The following is a 15,126-nucleotide window of genomic DNA, read 5'->3' as shown; positions in this document are numbered from 1 at the left end:
TGTTGTGTGTTCTCTGTTCTTACGGAGTCTACTTCTGCTTGTTCACTGTGCGGGCGGCGATTTCCTTGGCGCGCTTGGTGGATGCGCCGCGCTTCCTGTAGCTCTCCTTGATGTGTTCGTACTTGCGGTTTTCCTTCTTGGTCGCCCCGGCGACGTGCTTCTTGCCTGGCATGATGCACCTCCACATCGATGCTACGCCCGCCGCGATCAACGAACCGTCGCAGCGCGCGGCGTTTGCACGTAGGGCGCCTTTCGACGGTCAGCACGCGCTCCGGGCAGGCGGAACGGCGAAGGGGCTGCTGGTTCGCGGGCCTCGGCCGAAAGACCGAGTACAGTCCCGTCCGGCGTCCCATGTGGGGCATGCGTGCCGGGGGATACTCTCTTACCACCGGGGCGAGATAGTAGCGGCAGAGGAGGCAGAGATGTTCGGCAACCAGATAGAGGTCGAAGCGAGGATCTACGAGATCGAGCGGAGCTGGAAAAAGCGCCCGGATCGGCACTTCCGGGGCAACCCGGCGGCCGAGGCGCCCCGCACCGGCGTAGGTCTGGTCCATGAGGTGTTCCGGCGCATCGTCAACCGCTGATGCGAGGCACCGCACGACGCCACTAAGAAGTCCCGCGGCACCAGCCCGGGGCTTCTTGTCGCTTCGCGTGTGGGAGCAGCGGGTCAGGCGCGCTTCTCTTCCTTCTTCGGCCACTGGTTGACGAGGTCGCCGACGACTTCGGGCATCGCGCCGTCGAGTTCGTCCACCGACCACACGTGGCCCGGTTCGTTCGTCGTCCGCTTGACCACCTCGGGCAGGCTGTACAGGCCGATCAGCGGGCCGCTTACCATGAAGTCGCGGCCGTTGACGTTCGCCGCAGCATCGGTGCAGAGCCACGTGACGAAGGGGCCGATGGCGTCGGGCGGGTTCGCCTTGCCGAACGCCTCGAGCGCCTGGAAGCCCTGCATGCCGGCGGCGCCGCCGCGCTGCGCCGCTTCGCGCATCTCGTCGCTGATCACAAGGCGAGTGCCGGCGCGCGGGCGGATGGCGTTCGAGCGCACGCCGTAGCCGCCCATGTCACGCGCGATCGTGCGCGACAGCCCGACGATGCCTTCCTTCGCAGCCGCGTAGTTGCCCTGGCCGCGGTTGCCGAGCCCGGACTCAGACGCCGTGTGTACGAAGACGCCGCTACGCTGCTGGCGCATGACGACCGCGGCGTGCTTGCTCAGGTTGAAGTGCCCCTTCAGGTGCACGTTGAGGACGATGTCCCACTCTTCTTCCGACATGTTGAAGATCATCTTGTCGCGCAGGATGCCCGCGTTGTTGACGACGATATCGAGCTGCCCGAACGTATCGAGCGCCTGCTGCACCATGCGGTCGCCCGACGCGAAGTCGGCGACGTTGTCGTAGTTCGCGACGGCGTCGCTGCCCATCTTCTTGACTTCTTCGACGACCTCGTCGGCGGGGCCTTTCGCGCCGCCGGTGCCGGCCGCGGAGCCGCCGAAATCGTTGACGACGATCCGCGCGCCTTCCGCCGCCAGCGCCAGGCACTCGCCACGGCCGATGCCGCGCCCGCCGCCGGTCACGATCGCGACCTTGCCCGCCAGTCTGTCACCCACTGTCACGCCTCCTTCAGCGATAGCTCGTGATACTCGGGCCGCCGGAGATGGCCGCCTTGTGCGCAGCCGGATTGCCGTCCCGGACAGCGATGGGCAATGTAGAGGAGGCTTATGTTACGGGCAAGAACGTCGATTGCGGGAAACGCTACGCTTTTCGCAGCCAAGACCAATCCCGGGGCGCGCGGATCCGATCCCGCGACGCCCGCCGTAAGATGACGCCGATGGACGCCCACCGTCGCTCGCCGATGACACTGCCGCCGATCGAAGCGCTGCTCGGCGCCTCGGCGGATGCGATCGAACCGCTGATCGATTACGGCTACCGCGGTGCATGGCGCGTGCGCGTGCGTGGCGATGCGTTCATGGTGAAGTCGGACACGCGCGAGCACTTTCAACGCGCCGAGGTCGACGCACAACTGCACGCGGGCAATGCCGGCGTGCCGGTGCCGGAGATCATCGCGTTCGTCGAGCGGCCGGTGCCGACGGTGGCCATGCGGTGGGTCGATGGCGTAGCGCTGCGCGGGATGGATCACGCGGAGGCGTGGCGCGACGCCGGCCGCGTGCTGCGCCTCATTCACCGTACGGACGACCAGCGTCTTATCCGTGAGCCGTGGGCGGATCTCGTGCTGCGCTGGCTGGCAGACGGTCTTCGGTACCTAGTGGAACATCGCGGGTTGGCGCCCGGCGAGGCCGATGACGCCATGCGCCACGCCGAAGCTCTGCGCGCATTGCTCGGCGACCAAACGCTTACATGGCTGCACGGCGATTGCCAGGCCGACCATGTACTCATCGATCCGGCGACGCTCCGCGTAGTTGCCGTCGTCGACTGGTCTGACGCCGCGCAGGGCGACCCGGTCATGGACTTCGCCGTCCTCTCGCTGTTCGCGGACCATGCGCTGCCGCATCTGCTCGACGGTTACGACGCGTCCGCGGGGTTCCGCGATCACCTGGCGTCGACGTTGCTGCTGTATCGGGCGCTGCGGGGCGTCGGCGTGGTGCGCTGGCTCGACGAGCACGGCTTCCGGTCCGGGGAGTGGCCGATCCATGCCGTGCGGGCGTTCGCGCGGTCTACGAGCAGTTGACAAACAAACGTTTGTTTGATTAGATCCGGCCATGGACATCGTCCGTCAGGTCGATCACGTGCTCCTGCACTCAGATGCGCCCGAAGCGCTGATCGAGACGCTGTCGGACGTGCTGCGACTGCCCGTCGTGACGCCGTTCCGCCCGCAGGGCACGTTCGCGAGCGGCCTCGTGTGCGCCGGCAACGCGAATCTCGAGCCGATACGCCTCGGGCCGCCTTCGATGGTATCACGGGGCAGTGCGCGCCTGTTCGGCATCGCGTTTCAGCCCGCCGCGCTCGACGGCGCGATCGCCGAACTCGATGCGCGTGGCGTCGGCCACGGCGCGCCGGCGCCGTATCCGCACGACGGCGAGATGCGCCGATGGACGAACGTCGCCATCGACGGGATGCTGCCGGGCGCGTTGATCTTTCTGTGCGAGTACGCGCATGACGTCGCGGCGCAACGTGTGCAGACGCGCGCCGAATTACGTTCGCGCAGCGGCGGCCCGCTGGGCATCGAAGGGCTGCGCACGATTGAGATCGAGGCACGCGACATTGCCGCGGCGATCGCGCGCTGGGATGCGCTGCTCGCGACTGCCGCGGCGCCGGAGCGCGGCACCTGGATCTGCGGTGAAGGGCCGGCGATCCGCGTCGTGCCCGGCGCCTGCGACGCGATCGCATCGCTCACGTTCGACGTCCGGTCGCTTCAGGACGCGCGTCTCCTCCTCGAGCGAGAGGACATGTTCGGCGGCGCGTGCGGCGCTGAGGTGCGGATCGCGCCCGCTGCCGTACAGGGGCTGGACTTCCGCCTACGGGAGGCGCGGCGATGACCGCGGCGCGTACAGGAGCCGTCGCTGTCTCGACGCGCGAGGCGATCCTGGACGCGGCCGAGCAGCGCTTCGCGGACGATGGCTACGCCGGCGCGTCGGTGCGCGACATCGCGCGCGACGTCGGCCTGCGCAACCAGGCGAGCCTGTATCACTACTTCGAGAGCAAAGAGGCGCTGTACGAGGCGGTGTTGGCCCGCGGGGTCGGCGCCCTGCTGCCTCTCTGGCAGGCCGCCGGCCTGGCGATCGATGCATCCGCCGATGGTGAACGCACCAGCGCGATGGGAGCGTACCTCGATCGCGTCTTCGACTATCTCGTCGAACACCGGCACCTGGCGCGGCTCATCGAGCGCGCGGGCCTCGACGAGGACCGGTTCGTTGCCGGAGCGGTGCCGCGACTGCTGCGGCCCCTCTACCTGCAGGGCGTCGACGTCCTGCGTGGGGTCGGTGCGTCCTGGCAGCCATCGCAGTTACCGCATCTCGCCGCCGGGCTGTTTCACCTGATCTTCGGCTACTTCGCCAACGCATCGCTGTTGCACGCGGTGCTTGATGAAGACCCGCACAGCCCGCAGATGCTGGAGCATCAGCGGACGTTCCTGAAAGCCGCCGTCGCGCGCCTGCTCGATGGCGATATCAATAGCCCCGCGAAGACGCGCCTCGTGCGCGAGCAAGGAGCACCGAAGTGACGACGACGCAGATCGTAGACCTCTACAGCCCCGACACCTACGCGCGCGCGATGCCGTATGCCACGTTCGCGGAGCTGCGCCGCGAAGCGCCGGTGTTCTGGCAGACGGAACCGAATGGCCCGGGCTACTGGGCACTGACGAAGTACGAAGACGTCGTCACCGTGTCGAACGATAACCTGCTGTTCTCGTCATATATGGGCGGCACGAACCTGGAGGACGCCAGCCCCGACGGCCTGGCCCTGGTGCGGACGATGATGGTCAACATGGACCCGCCGCAGCACACGAAGTACCGGCGTCTCGTCAGCACGGGCTTCACGCCGAAGATGATCGCCGCGCTCGAGCCGCACGTGCGCGAGATCACGCGGCAGATCGTCGATGACGTCGGAGGGCGTGGCGCATGCGACTTCGTGACGGATATCGCGGCGCGCCTGCCGCTGCACGTGATCGCGGAGATGATGGGCGTGCCGCAGGACATGCATCAGCAGGTCTTCGACTGGAGCAACCGGCTAATCGGCTTCGACGATCCGGAGTACACCAACTCCCAGGAGCAGGCGCAGCAGGCGGCGGCGCAGATGTTCATGTACGCGAACGGGCTGGCGCTCGACCGTAAGGCGAACCCGCGGGACGACCTGGTGAGCGTGCTGATCAACGCGGAGGTCGAAGGCGAACGTCTCACCGAGGCCGACTTCGACGGCTTCTTCCTGTTGCTCGCGGTCGCCGGCAACGAGACGACGCGCAACCTGATGTCAGGCGCGATCGTCGCGCTGATGGAGCACCCGGAACAACGCCAGCGCCTGATCGACGATCCGTCGCTCATGCCGCTGGCGGTCGAGGAGTTCTTGCGCTGGGTGTCGCCGCTGATCTACTTCCGGCGCACCGCTTCGCGCGACACCGAGATCCGCGGCCAGCAGATCCGCGCCGGCGAGAAGGTCGCGATGTACTATCCGTCGGCCAATCGCGACGAAGCGATCTTCGAGCGCGGCGATGAGTTCGATGTCGGGCGGACGCCGAACCCGCACCTGGCGTTCGGCGGCGGCGGCAACCACTTCTGTCTCGGCGCCAGCCTCGCGCGTCTGGAGATCCGCTGCATGTTCGATGAGTTGCTGACGCGGCTCCCGGACATGGAACTGGCGGGCGACGTGTCGCGGCTGCGGTCGAACTTCATCAACGGCATCAAGCACATCCCGGTGCGGTACACGCCGGCGTAGGACTGTTCAGTGCCGGCTGGCTGTAGAGGTCTTGCCTTCGTGATGCGCGGGCTCAAAGCCCGCGCTCAGAAGGAACATCTGCCTCATCTGCAACATCTGCGGATAAACCATCACCCCCCGATCGTCGTGCCGCCGCCGTTGCCGGCGAGCACGCTTGCGAGCGCGCCCGCCGACGTGCCGTTGACGATGCGCGTCGCGGCGCCCGCCGTCGATGCGCGCACCGCCGCTTCGATCTTCGGGATCATGCCGCCCGCAGCGACCCCCGACGCGATCAGCGACTTCGCGTCGTCGATCGCCAGGCGCGGGAGCAGGCGCTTCGCGTCGTCCAGCACGCCTTCGACGTCGGTCAGGAAGACGAGCATGCCGGCGCCGAGCGCCGCCGCGATCTCGCCGGCCGCCGTGTCCGCGTTCGTGTTCAAGAGTTGCGGCTTCGTCGCGTCGCCGGTGTCGATTGCGATCGGCGCGATCACCGGCAAGTAGCCCAGGCGCAACAGTTCCTCGATCGGATACGGATTCACGCGGTGGATTTTGCCGACGAACCCGAGCGCTTCATCGTACGGGCGGGCCTGCAGGATCAGGCTGTCGGCGCCGCTGAGGCCGATCGCGGGCGCGCCGAGCCCCGCGAGCTCGGCGACGAGTTGCTTGTTCACCACGCCCGCCAGCACGGCGACCACGATCTCCAGCGTCGCCGCATCGGTGACGCGCAGTCCCCCTACGAAACGCGCCTGGACGCCGGCGCGCTCGAGCCACGCCGAGATCGTAGCGCCGCCGCCGTGTACGACGACGATCCGGCGGCCCTTGCGGCGCGCGTCCGCGATGTCGCGGAGCGACGTATCGTGCGCGCCGAGTGTCGAGCCGCCGAGCTTGACGACGATCGCCGGTTCAACACCAGCGACAGGAGCGGGTTCGGGGTCAGGTTGTGTAGTCACTGTTGATGTGCACGTACTCAGGCGTGAGGTCACAACCCCACGCGGTCGCGGTCGCGGCTCCGGCGCCCAGATGGACGCGGATGAGCACCTCTTCGTTGCGAAGATAGCGGCTGACGGCGCGTGCGTCGAACTTGACGGGCAGGCCGTCGAAGACGCGCGCCTCCCCCAGCCAGACCGACGCGCGATCGACGTTGATGCGGGCGCCGCTGCGGCCGACGGCCATGAGCACGCGGCCCCAGTTCGGGTCGTTGCCGTGCACCGCCGACTTGACCAGGGGGGACGCCGTCACGGTGCGCGCCGCGGCGCGTGCGTCCTTGTCGCTCGCGGCGCCCTCGACCTGCACTTCGATGAGCTTTTGCGCGCCCTCGCCGTCGCGCGCGAGCATGCGTGCGAGCGCGGTGCACACATGACGGAGGGCTGCTTCGAAGGCGGACGCGCCGAGGCTTGCAGGGTCGATCGGCGGGCCGCCCGCTGCGCCATTCGCGATGACGGCCGTCGTGTCGCTGGTGCTCGTGTCGCCGTCGACGCTGATCATGTTCAGCGAGTCGTCGATGGCATCCGTGAGCACCGTGCGGAGGTACCGCTGCTGCACCGGCGCGTCGGTTGTCATGAAGCAGAACATGGTCGCCATGTCGGGGTGGATCATGCCCGAGCCCTTCGCGCAGCCGGCGAGGATGTAGTCTTGCCGATTGGCGCGAAAGCGGACGGCGATCTCCTTCGCGTGCGTGTCGGTCGTCAGGATGGCGCGGGCGAACTCATGACCGCCGTCCGCGCGCAACTCGATGCGAGCGGCGGCGTCGCGGATCTTCGCCATGGGCAGCGGGTGGCCAATGATGCCCGTGCTGCCGACGATCACATCGCGCCTGTTGATGCCCAGTTTGCCGGCAACGAGTTCGGCCATCTCGGTGGCGTCACGGATGCCGTCGGCGCCGGTCGCGACGTTCGAGATGCCCGCATTGACGATGATCGCGCGCGCGGAGCCGCGCCGCGCGTGCATCTCCGACACCATGACGGCGGCGGAGCGCACTTTGCTGCGCGTGAACATGGCGGCGCACGTCGCCGGCCGCGTCGAAGCGACGATGCCGACGTCGAGCTTGTTTTCACCGTACGTCTTGATACCGGCGTAGACGGCGCCGGCGACGAACCCCTGCGGACTGCTAATGCTGCCGCGCTGGATTTCCTCAATGCCGCTTCGAGCGGTCGTGCGGGCCACTAGGGAAAGAGCGCGGTGTGTTGCAGCCCCAGCGTTTCGGGCAGCCCCTGCATCACGTTAAAGCATTGCACGACGTTTCCCGCGGCGCCTTTTCCCAGGTTGTCCAGCGCGCTCGCAACGACGATCGTCCCCGTGCTCAGGTTGACGGTCGGGTGGATCACGCAGTAGTTCGTGCCCAGGACCTGCTTCGTCGAAGGAGGCGTGCTGGAGATGTGTACGAACGGGGCATCCTTGTAGAAGTCGCGGTACAGCTCGCTGATCTCATTACGCCCGCCGGCGAGGGCGCCGCTCTTCGCCCGCGCGTAGCACGTGCTCAGGATGCCGCGCGTCATCGGAATGTAGTGCGGCACGAACGTGATCGACGGCACCGGTGCTTCGGCGAGCAGCGCCAGTTCTTGCGTCATCTCCGGCACGTGGCGGTGGCCATCGAGTGCGTACGGCGCGACGTTCTCGTCGGCTTCGGAGAAGTGCAGGTTGAGGCCCAGCGTGCGGCCCGCGCCGGAAAGCCCCGTCTTCGTATCAGCGATCACCTCCGGTTCGATGATCCCCGCCGCGAACAACGGCGCCAGCGCCAGGATCACGCCTGCCGAGTGGCAGCCGGAACCGGCGACGAGCATCGCGGCGGACATCTCGTCGCGGTGCAGCTCGGGCAGCCCGAAGACGGCGCGCGACAGCAGGTGCGGCGCCGGATGCGTCGTCTTGTAGTGCGCTTCGTAGTCGTCGATGCGCTTGAGCCTGAAGTCGGCGCTCGCATCCACTACCGGTACCCCTGCTTCGATGTACGGCGCGAGGTGCTCGGCCGCCGCCGCATGTGGCAGCGCGGAAAAGACGACGTCGACGTCGGGCAGTTCTTCCGTGATCGGCATATCGAGCTGCCAGAGGTGCGGGAACAGCTCGGGCAGGCGCTTTCCAGCGGCGCTGCGGCCAGTCACGCCGACGAGGCTGACCTCCGGATGGCCGAGGAGCAGCCGCGCCAGCTCGGCGCCGACGTATCCGGTCACGTTCAGGATGCCGGCCGTCTTCATGCCGGTAGGTTATCGGCTACGCGTGAGCGCTGGTAGTGCGGTCACGAACGCACGTTGTAAGGGTGCCTGCACCTTCAGCCGGCGGGCGCTCACGTCGAAGAGATCATAGGAAGGCCGCGACCAGACTGCCCTCGACGGAGGTCTCGATGCCCCTGTTCTCGCGCCGCAACGACTCGAAGGTAGACGACGGCTCGCCGTCGCCGGAAATCGAGCGCGACCACGAGCGGCGCGAGCAGCTTCGCACGGGCGGGCTGTTGTCGTCATGGTTCATACAATATCGCCTCGAAGAGGAAGTCGAGCGGGCGCTGCGTTACGGCCGCCCGCTGGCCGTCGTGATGGCCGAACCGCACCTCCTGCGTGGTGAGCGTCTGTCGCGCGCCGCACGTGATGCGGCGGCCGACGCGGCGATGGCCGCTGCCCGGTCTACCGACCTCGTCGGCTGGGCAGATGAAGGCGACGGCATCCTCATCATCATGCCGGAGACCGATCCGGACCTCGCGCGCATCGGCGCGATGCGCGTCCGCGACGAGATCTGGAGACGCGGACGTGCGGTCAGCGCGCCCAAGTGGGACATCAGCTTCGTACACGATCCGGACGCGTTTCGTTCGCCCCTGCCGCACGCCGCGGCTGCGGTCGAGCGCATCGACCCCGCCGCCTAGGCTAGGCTCCGCCCGCGACCGCCGGCACGATGCTGACTTCGTCGTTGGCGGATAGCTTGGTCGCCAGGTTGTCGAGGAAGCGTACGTCTTCGCCGTTGACGTAGACGTTGACGAAGCGCCGGAGTTCGCCCGCTTCGTCGCAGATGCGCTCCTTGATGCCCGGGTACTCGCCTTCGAGCCGGTCGATCGCCTCGCCGAGGTTCGACGCATCGGCGCTCACGATCTCGGTATCGTTCGTGAGCTTGCGCAGCGGTGTCGGTATGCGGATCTGTGCCATGTTCGTCTCCCGTGCGTGCGATGTGGTACACGCCGCAGCGCGCTACCCCTCGACGATGTCTCCCTGCACCGGATCGACACGCACGCCCTTCGATGCGACCCAGTCGAGCGCGCGTTCGATCTCTTCCATCTGGCCTTCGATCTCCAGGATCACCCAGCCGCGATCTTCGGTCACGTCGGCGCGCCGGATGTTCGTGACCAGGCTGAAGTTCTTGCCGAGTTCGTAGATGATCGGCAGGGTGATCAACTCCTGGACGAACGTGAATTTCACGCGCTGCTTTGCCATGTCCTACTCCTTGCCGCGGGCAGTTCTGCGCCCACCGGCGTAGCGTAACGCTAGCTACGGCTGTCGGTCGTCGGTCAGGATGCCGTCGCCGTTGCGCGCTCCTGCTCGCGCAGTCCGAGCGCCTGCTCGAACGATGCGAGGTGCGGGTCGATGTGCAACGGCAGGGCGATGTGGTCCTCGATCGCTTCCTGTGTCTTCAGCCCGGAGCCCGTGATGTAAGCGACGGTCAATTCGTCCGGCTGGATCTTGCCCTCGCGGGCGAGTTTCTTCAACCCGGCGATCACGACGCCGCCCGCCGTCTCCGCGAAGATGCCTTCGCTTTCCGCGAGCAGCTTGATACCGGCGACAATCTCGTCGTCGTCCGATGCGACGCCGAAGCCGCCGGACTCCTCCATCACCTTGAGCGCGTAATAGCCATCGGCGGGATTGCCGATGGCGAGCGACTTGGCGATGGTCTTCGGCCGCACGGGGCGAATGTTCGTCGTGCCGCGTTCGTACGCCGTGACGATCGGCGAGCAGCCGCGCGCCTGCGCGCCTGACATCTTCGTGGTGACGCTGTCGATGAGCCAGAGCTTCGCCAGCTCCTGGAAACCCTTCCAGATCTTGACGTACAGCGACCCGGAGGCCATAGGCGCGACGACGTGCTCCGGCGCGCGCCATCCGAGCTGCTCCGCGACCTCGAAGCCGAGCGTTTTTGAGCCTTCGGCGTAGTACGGCCGCATGTTGATGTTGACGAACGCCCACTTGTACTTGTCGGCCAACTCAGAACAGAGGCGGTTCACGTCGTCGTAGTTGCCGTCGACGGCGACGAGCGTCGCGCCGTAAATGCTCGACCCGACGATTTTGCCGCGCTCCAGGTCGGACGGAATGAAGACGTATGCGGCGAGGCCGGCGCGCGCGGCGTGGGCTGACACACTGTTGGCGAGATTACCCGTCGACGCACAGGCCAGCGTATCGAAGCCGAACTCGCGGGCCTTCGTCGCCGCAATCGTGACGACGCGGTCCTTGAACGACCATGTCGGGTTGGCGCAGTCGTTCTTGAGCCAGAGGTTCTTCAGGCCGAGTTCCTCGCCCAGGTTCTTCGCACGGACGAGGGGCGTGAACCCGGCGTTGATGTCGACGGCGTACTCGGGATTCGCGGGCAGCAGGTCGGCGTAGCGCCAGACCGTCTCCGGTCCGCCCTCGATGCTTTCGCGCGTGACGTTGCGGTGCATCGCCTCGTAGTCATAGACGACTTCGAGCGGCCCGAAGCAGAACTCGCAGACGTGGATGGGGTCGGCGGGATACTCGCGGTTACATTCCCGGCAACGCAGGCCTTTAGTGAAGGGCATGGGAGCGTACCTCCTGTGTCAGGGTCGGGACGCTTTTGGACGTCCAGACGCCGAGGGGATGAATTATCCCATCAGGGCGCCCCGGCTTTCCCGGGGCAGAGGCATCGCCATGCTTGTGAGCTGCATTGGGCTCCGCGGAATGAGTGAATCCGCCCACATGGCGGATTGAGAAGAGAGTAACAATCGAGTTATGGCGTGTCAAACCCGGCGGCTGGTCGCTGGTCGCAGGTCGCGGCGCGGCCGAGCGATGGCTAGGCAAGTGCGGCGACCGCGTAGTATTGTCGCTTGCGATGGAGGATCGAAGCCCCGGCTGGCGGATGTGGCAACGGGTCGCGTTGCGCGTAGCGCTCGTGCCCGTGATCTTCGTGGTCGTCTCGGCGACCTCGTACTTCCTGCTGTACGGCCCGTTCGAACGCGAGATTGTGACGTTGGGTCCCCGGGACGAAATAGAGCGAATCCGCGATGAACTCGGTCTAAACGACCCATGGTACGAGGGCTATGCGCGATGGTTGGGCAATGCCGTCCGCGGCGATCTGGGTGAGGAGTACCGATCGGAGAGGCCGATCGGCGAGGAGTTCCGACGAAGACTGCCGCCGACAGTCGAGATAACGGTCATAGCCGTGATCGTGGCCATAGCATCGGGATGGCTCTTTGCCGCATTGGTAGGGATGATGCGGCGCCGCCAACGGGAACTCGTGCTGACCTTCGCCGCGATCCTGTCCGCGCTCCCGATAGGGTTCACGCTCTTACTGATTATCATCGTCCCTTCCGTATGGTGGAGCCACTCTTATCCGGTCGGCGGATACGTTTCGATCTTGGATGACCCCGTTCGAAACGTGCATCTCTTCGGTCCGCCGTCGTTCACATTGGGGATTGCAGCCGCCGCTGTCGCGATGCTCGTCTACGGATTGCCTCACGCTAACGCGCGATTTGACGCGAGACGTGGCGCGACTCTGGGTGCGTGGTGTCTGCCACTTTTTATCTCGGGGGCCGTCTTCGTTGAGGGAATTTTCGCCGTGCAGGGACTTGGCGAGTGGCTGTTTGTGGCGAGCTTGGTCGGGGATCTGCCTGTAACACAAGCGCTCGCATCCATCCTTGGAACCCTGTCCATAGCAGTCGTGCTGGTTACCCGACTCTGGACGGTTGAAGTGAGTAGGCCGACTCGCGCTGCCGCACCAATGTTCCTGCAAAGTCCCATGTTGATCGCGGGCACAATACTCGTCGCAGTCTTCCTGTTTGCTGCCCTGATTGGACCTGAGGTTGCCTCGGAGCCACGCCGGTTGGACCCCGACTCGCGCTTTGAGGGAACCTCCTGGTCCCATCCGTTTGGAACGAATCAATTCGGTTTCGATGTGTTTTCAGAGACTCTCTCAGCGGCGCGAAACTCGTTGGAGTTTGCCGCTGTCGTGCTTGCGCTAGGGTTCGTTACCAGCGCGGCGCTGGCTTCGCTTTGCGTACGTTGTTGGAGGCAGGCCCGGGATGTACTAAACGACGCTTCTGCTTACATACACGCGCTACCCATCATGGTGCTGTACTTCGTGCTCGTCGCTGCATTCTCGTTTGACCATTGGGACGCGACAAAGGCGGCGCCGGCAGTTGTTGTGGCCTTTGCGCTCGGGCTTGGCGCGGGAACGGGAATCGAGGTCGATCGGGCAGATCTTCGCAAATCGATGGCACGCTCACTCCCTCCGCTGGTCGAGGGCGCCTGTTGGGCGGCGGCGTTGGCGATTCTGTTCGAGACAGGAGTGAGCTTTCTATTCGAACCGTCGTTCGGCGAGATCACGTTCGGAGCGTTGATTTCGAACAATGTCAACTTCGCGACTGAGAACTGGGCGCCGCTCCTCGCGCCCGGTATCACGCTGACGCTGATCGTGCTCGGATTTCTGCTGATCGCCGTGCGCCTCGCGGCATGGCGACAGGACGCGGAGGAGTCGTCGCGCCATCAAGGTCAGGCGTCAGAACGTTGGCCGGAGTTCGACGATGTTCTCGTTGCGAGAAACCGTTAGCCGAAACGAGGAGATGAAGTCCATGCCTAGCGCGGATGGCAGATCTCCGAGTGGGTTCGGCTCGACAGCAACCCGCGCGCCGAATCTAAACACGCCGCCCCCAGTGCCAAATTCCAACTCGATTGGGACGACCGCAACTGTCGTCCGGCCTCCGAATCCACGACTCTCCTCCATTCGATGCTCGCGAATGCGTAATGTTGCGTCAAGCGCCTCTACCACTCGGTACTGGATGACTGTCACGTGCGAACCCGTGTCGATGAGTAGATCCTCTTCGATCGCAACGCCGCTCATTTGAGGAAATCGGATGCGGGCGCGGACAAACGCGCTCTCTCCGATGAAGAACCCCGTTATCAAATGCGAATGCGATACGGCGGCGGGCTCCCGACGAACGTCACGATCGCTTTGCCACTCGTGAACGCCCCTGGCGGCAATTGTGCTCGGATTTCGTCTGGGTTCGGAGAATGGATCAGCTTCCCATCGAAGATCGCGATCCATTCGCCCACGCACTTCTCGAGCGCCTCGAGATAGAGCTCCATCTCGAGGTCGTACAGGTCCTTCTCATAACCGGCGCGAGGCTCGTTGACCTCCGTCATCCCTGACCTCCTCACCGATGGACTACGCGGCGGCCTTCGCTGCTTCGACGGCCTTCCTGGCGGCGTCGCCCAACTCCTCCGCGCGGATCAACGGCAGCCCGCTCTCCTTGATCAGCCGCTCGCCTTCTTCGACGTTGGTGCCCGCGAGCCGCGCGACGACAGGCACCGCCTTTTGCATCTGCCGCTGCGCCTGGATGATGCCCTCCGCGATCACGTCGACGCGCGCCATGCCGCCGAAGATGTTGACCAGAATCGCCTTCACGTTCGGGTCGCGCGAGATGATCATCAGCGCGTCGACGACCTTCTGGACGTCGTTTGCCGTCGCGATATCGAGGAAGTTCGCCGGTTCGCCACCCGCGAGCTTGATGCTGTCCATCGTCGCCATGGCGAGACCGGCGCCGTTCACCAGGCAGCCGATATTGCCGTCGAGCTTGATGAAGTTGCTGATGCCCTTCTCGGCGGCCTCGACTTCCGACGGGTCTTCTTCGTCCTCGTCGCGCAGCGCCTCGATCTCTGGCTGTCGGAAGAGTGCGTTGTCGTCGAAGTTCATCTTCGCGTCGAGCGCCAGCACACGGACGTCGGCGGTCACGACGAGCGGATTGATCTCCGCGAGCGACGCGTCCTTCGCGATGAACGCGTCGTAGAGGCCCGTCATGAGCTTCGCCGCCGCTTTCATCGCGTCGCCGGTCAGGTCGAGCGCGAAGCACAGTTCGCGCGCGAGGTGCGGCTGAAAGCCCGTGACCGGGTCGATGGTGACGCGATGGATCGCCTCAGGGGTTTTCGCGGCGACCTGTTCGATGTCCATGCCGCCGACGGCGCTGGCCATCATCACGGGGCGCCCGGCGGCGCCGTCGATCAGGACTGCGAGATAGAGTTCGCGCTCGATCTGCATCTGTTCCTCGACGAGCACGGTCTTCACCTTCTGCCCCTCCGGACCCGTCTGATGCGTGATCAGCTGCATCCCCAGGATCTGCGATGCGACACGCTCTGCCTCATCAGCGGAGTTCGCGAGTTTGACGCCGCCGCCCTTTCCGCGGCCGCCGGCGTGGATCTGCGCCTTCACGACGACCTTGCCCCCGAGTTCCCCCGCGATCGCCCTGGCTTCTGACGGCGTCTTCCCGACACGTCCCTTGGGCACCGGCACCCCGAACTCCGCAAGGATCTGCTTCGCCTGGTATTCGTGGATCTTCATAGCTCCCTCTCTCGCCTCGCACAGGTCTGACGATGCCCCTCTTCCGGGCGTCGACACGTATGTGCGGTGGTTGCCGAGATTGTGGCGGCAGGACTGCACACGGGCAACACGGGGAGAGCGGAAATCGCCTGGCGAGTCCTTGTTACGAGCTCGTGAATTATCGCACAAATGCCTCCAAAGCCCTTGCGCCTGTGGGGCTGCAGGCGTTATATATAAGTGTCGATATATAGAGGGC

17 protein-coding genes are annotated in these 15,126 nt (G+C 65.6%); 7 read left to right on the top strand and 10 right to left on the bottom strand.

Annotated elements, in window-relative coordinates:
- Window positions 1–28 precede the first annotated feature (28 nt).
- Window positions 29–172 (bottom strand): hypothetical protein, encoded by a 144-nt coding sequence (locus tag WEB52_09545; protein MEX2226679.1) that lies wholly within the window; start codon window positions 170–172, stop codon window positions 29–31.
- A 250-nt stretch (window positions 173–422) separates the two neighbouring features.
- Here WEB52_09545 and WEB52_09540 point away from each other — a divergent pair, with 250 nt between their 5' ends.
- Window positions 423–584 carry a hypothetical protein gene (locus tag WEB52_09540; protein ID MEX2226678.1) on the top strand — a complete coding sequence of 54 codons (162 nt, stop codon included), beginning with the start codon at window positions 423–425 and terminating at the stop codon, window positions 582–584.
- Between the two features lie 83 nt (window positions 585–667).
- Here the strand turns inward: WEB52_09540 and WEB52_09535 are convergent, their stop codons facing one another.
- Complete coding sequence (locus WEB52_09535) at window positions 668–1,603, bottom strand: SDR family NAD(P)-dependent oxidoreductase (protein ID MEX2226677.1); 936 nt, start codon at window positions 1,601–1,603, stop codon at window positions 668–670.
- Window positions 1,604–1,824: 221 nt separating this feature from the next.
- Between WEB52_09535 and WEB52_09530 the strand changes: the two genes are divergently transcribed.
- Genes WEB52_09530 through WEB52_09515 form a run of 4 tightly spaced genes read left to right on the top strand, consistent with a single transcriptional unit; the run spans window position 1,825 to window position 5,381 of the window.
- Entirely contained in the window at window positions 1,825–2,682 is an 858-nt protein-coding gene (locus WEB52_09530) for an aminoglycoside phosphotransferase family protein (GenBank protein MEX2226676.1), read from the top strand.
- A gap of 31 nt (window positions 2,683–2,713) precedes the next feature.
- On the top strand, window positions 2,714–3,490 hold the full coding sequence (locus tag WEB52_09525; protein ID MEX2226675.1) for a hypothetical protein: 777 nt from the start codon (window positions 2,714–2,716) through the stop codon (window positions 3,488–3,490).
- On the top strand, window positions 3,487–4,173 hold the full coding sequence (locus tag WEB52_09520) for a TetR family transcriptional regulator (protein MEX2226674.1): 687 nt from the start codon (window positions 3,487–3,489) through the stop codon (window positions 4,171–4,173). The genes WEB52_09525 and WEB52_09520 overlap by 4 nt, the downstream gene beginning before the upstream one ends.
- A gap of 50 nt (window positions 4,174–4,223) precedes the next feature.
- Complete coding sequence (locus WEB52_09515; GenBank protein ID MEX2226673.1) at window positions 4,224–5,381, top strand: cytochrome P450; 1,158 nt, start codon at window positions 4,224–4,226, stop codon at window positions 5,379–5,381.
- A 110-nt stretch (window positions 5,382–5,491) separates the two neighbouring features.
- Here the strand turns inward: WEB52_09515 and argB are convergent, their stop codons facing one another.
- Genes argB through argC form a run of 3 tightly spaced genes read right to left on the bottom strand, consistent with a single transcriptional unit; the run spans window position 5,492 to window position 8,548 of the window.
- Window positions 5,492–6,310: an acetylglutamate kinase gene (gene argB / locus WEB52_09510; protein MEX2226672.1), complete on the bottom strand. Its 819-nt coding sequence runs from the start codon at window positions 6,308–6,310 to the stop codon at window positions 5,492–5,494.
- On the bottom strand, window positions 6,294–7,523 hold the full coding sequence (gene argJ / locus WEB52_09505; protein ID MEX2226671.1) for a bifunctional glutamate N-acetyltransferase/amino-acid acetyltransferase ArgJ: 1,230 nt from the start codon (window positions 7,521–7,523) through the stop codon (window positions 6,294–6,296). Before argJ ends, argB begins: the two co-directional genes overlap by 17 nt.
- The gene (gene argC / locus WEB52_09500; GenBank protein ID MEX2226670.1) at window positions 7,523–8,548 is read right to left on the bottom strand and encodes an N-acetyl-gamma-glutamyl-phosphate reductase; all 1,026 of its coding nucleotides are present in this window, start codon (window positions 8,546–8,548) and stop codon (window positions 7,523–7,525) included. Before argC ends, argJ begins: the two co-directional genes overlap by 1 nt.
- Before the next feature lie 146 nt (window positions 8,549–8,694).
- Between argC and WEB52_09495 the strand changes: the two genes are divergently transcribed.
- On the top strand, window positions 8,695–9,207 hold the full coding sequence (locus WEB52_09495) for a hypothetical protein (protein MEX2226669.1): 513 nt from the start codon (window positions 8,695–8,697) through the stop codon (window positions 9,205–9,207).
- Between the two features lies 1 nt (window position 9,208).
- On the opposite strand, the gene WEB52_09490 is transcribed toward WEB52_09495, so the two are convergent.
- The 3 genes from WEB52_09490 to WEB52_09480 form a co-directional block, all read right to left on the bottom strand.
- Complete coding sequence (locus tag WEB52_09490) at window positions 9,209–9,484, bottom strand: ubiquitin-like small modifier protein 1 (GenBank protein ID MEX2226668.1); 276 nt, start codon at window positions 9,482–9,484, stop codon at window positions 9,209–9,211.
- A 42-nt stretch (window positions 9,485–9,526) separates the two neighbouring features.
- Window positions 9,527–9,769 carry an NIL domain-containing protein gene (locus WEB52_09485; GenBank protein ID MEX2226667.1) on the bottom strand — a complete coding sequence of 81 codons (243 nt, stop codon included), beginning with the start codon at window positions 9,767–9,769 and terminating at the stop codon, window positions 9,527–9,529.
- Between the two features lie 74 nt (window positions 9,770–9,843).
- Window positions 9,844–11,100, bottom strand: coding sequence for a threonine synthase (locus tag WEB52_09480; protein ID MEX2226666.1), 1,257 nt, complete (start codon window positions 11,098–11,100; stop codon window positions 9,844–9,846).
- A 143-nt stretch (window positions 11,101–11,243) separates the two neighbouring features.
- Here WEB52_09480 and WEB52_09475 point away from each other — a divergent pair, with 143 nt between their 5' ends.
- Window positions 11,244–13,106, top strand: a complete 1,863-nt coding sequence (locus tag WEB52_09475; GenBank protein ID MEX2226665.1) for a hypothetical protein — start codon at window positions 11,244–11,246, stop codon at window positions 13,104–13,106.
- A 350-nt stretch (window positions 13,107–13,456) separates the two neighbouring features.
- On the opposite strand, the gene WEB52_09470 is transcribed toward WEB52_09475, so the two are convergent.
- On the bottom strand, window positions 13,457–13,699 hold the full coding sequence (locus WEB52_09470; protein MEX2226664.1) for a hypothetical protein: 243 nt from the start codon (window positions 13,697–13,699) through the stop codon (window positions 13,457–13,459).
- A 22-nt stretch (window positions 13,700–13,721) separates the two neighbouring features.
- Window positions 13,722–14,891 carry an ADP-forming succinate--CoA ligase subunit beta gene (gene sucC, locus WEB52_09465; GenBank protein MEX2226663.1) on the bottom strand — a complete coding sequence of 390 codons (1,170 nt, stop codon included), beginning with the start codon at window positions 14,889–14,891 and terminating at the stop codon, window positions 13,722–13,724.
- Window positions 14,892–15,126 lie beyond the last annotated feature (235 nt).

It is taken from the genome of Dehalococcoidia bacterium (assembly GCA_040902535.1).
Classification (GTDB): Bacteria; Chloroflexota; Dehalococcoidia; order DSTF01; family JACRBR01; genus JBBDXD01.
This window is presented reverse-complemented; position numbering and strand designations above follow the sequence as displayed.

Bases quoted from the DNA above. Each gene is read 5' to 3' on its own strand.
- WEB52_09470 (MEX2226664.1), bottom strand. From the start codon at position 13,699: ATGACGGAGGTCAACGAGCCTCGCGCCGGTTATGAGAAGGACCTGTAC.
- sucC (MEX2226663.1), bottom strand. From the start codon at position 14,891: ATGAAGATCCACGAATACCAGGCGAAGCAGATCCTTGCGGAGTTCGGG.
- WEB52_09530 (MEX2226676.1), top strand. From the start codon at position 1,825: ATGGACGCCCACCGTCGCTCGCCGATGACACTGCCGCCGATCGAAGCG.
- WEB52_09485 (MEX2226667.1), bottom strand. From the start codon at position 9,769: ATGGCAAAGCAGCGCGTGAAATTCACGTTCGTCCAGGAGTTGATCACC.
- WEB52_09490 (MEX2226668.1), bottom strand. From the start codon at position 9,484: ATGGCACAGATCCGCATACCGACACCGCTGCGCAAGCTCACGAACGAT.
- WEB52_09480 (MEX2226666.1), bottom strand. From the start codon at position 11,100: ATGCCCTTCACTAAAGGCCTGCGTTGCCGGGAATGTAACCGCGAGTAT.
- WEB52_09545 (MEX2226679.1), bottom strand. From the start codon at position 172: ATGCCAGGCAAGAAGCACGTCGCCGGGGCGACCAAGAAGGAAAACCGC.
- WEB52_09520 (MEX2226674.1), top strand. From the start codon at position 3,487: ATGACCGCGGCGCGTACAGGAGCCGTCGCTGTCTCGACGCGCGAGGCG.
- argC (MEX2226670.1), bottom strand. From the start codon at position 8,548: ATGAAGACGGCCGGCATCCTGAACGTGACCGGATACGTCGGCGCCGAG.
- WEB52_09495 (MEX2226669.1), top strand. From the start codon at position 8,695: ATGCCCCTGTTCTCGCGCCGCAACGACTCGAAGGTAGACGACGGCTCG.
- WEB52_09540 (MEX2226678.1), top strand. From the start codon at position 423: ATGTTCGGCAACCAGATAGAGGTCGAAGCGAGGATCTACGAGATCGAG.
- WEB52_09525 (MEX2226675.1), top strand. From the start codon at position 2,714: ATGGACATCGTCCGTCAGGTCGATCACGTGCTCCTGCACTCAGATGCG.
- WEB52_09515 (MEX2226673.1), top strand. From the start codon at position 4,224: ATGCCGTATGCCACGTTCGCGGAGCTGCGCCGCGAAGCGCCGGTGTTC.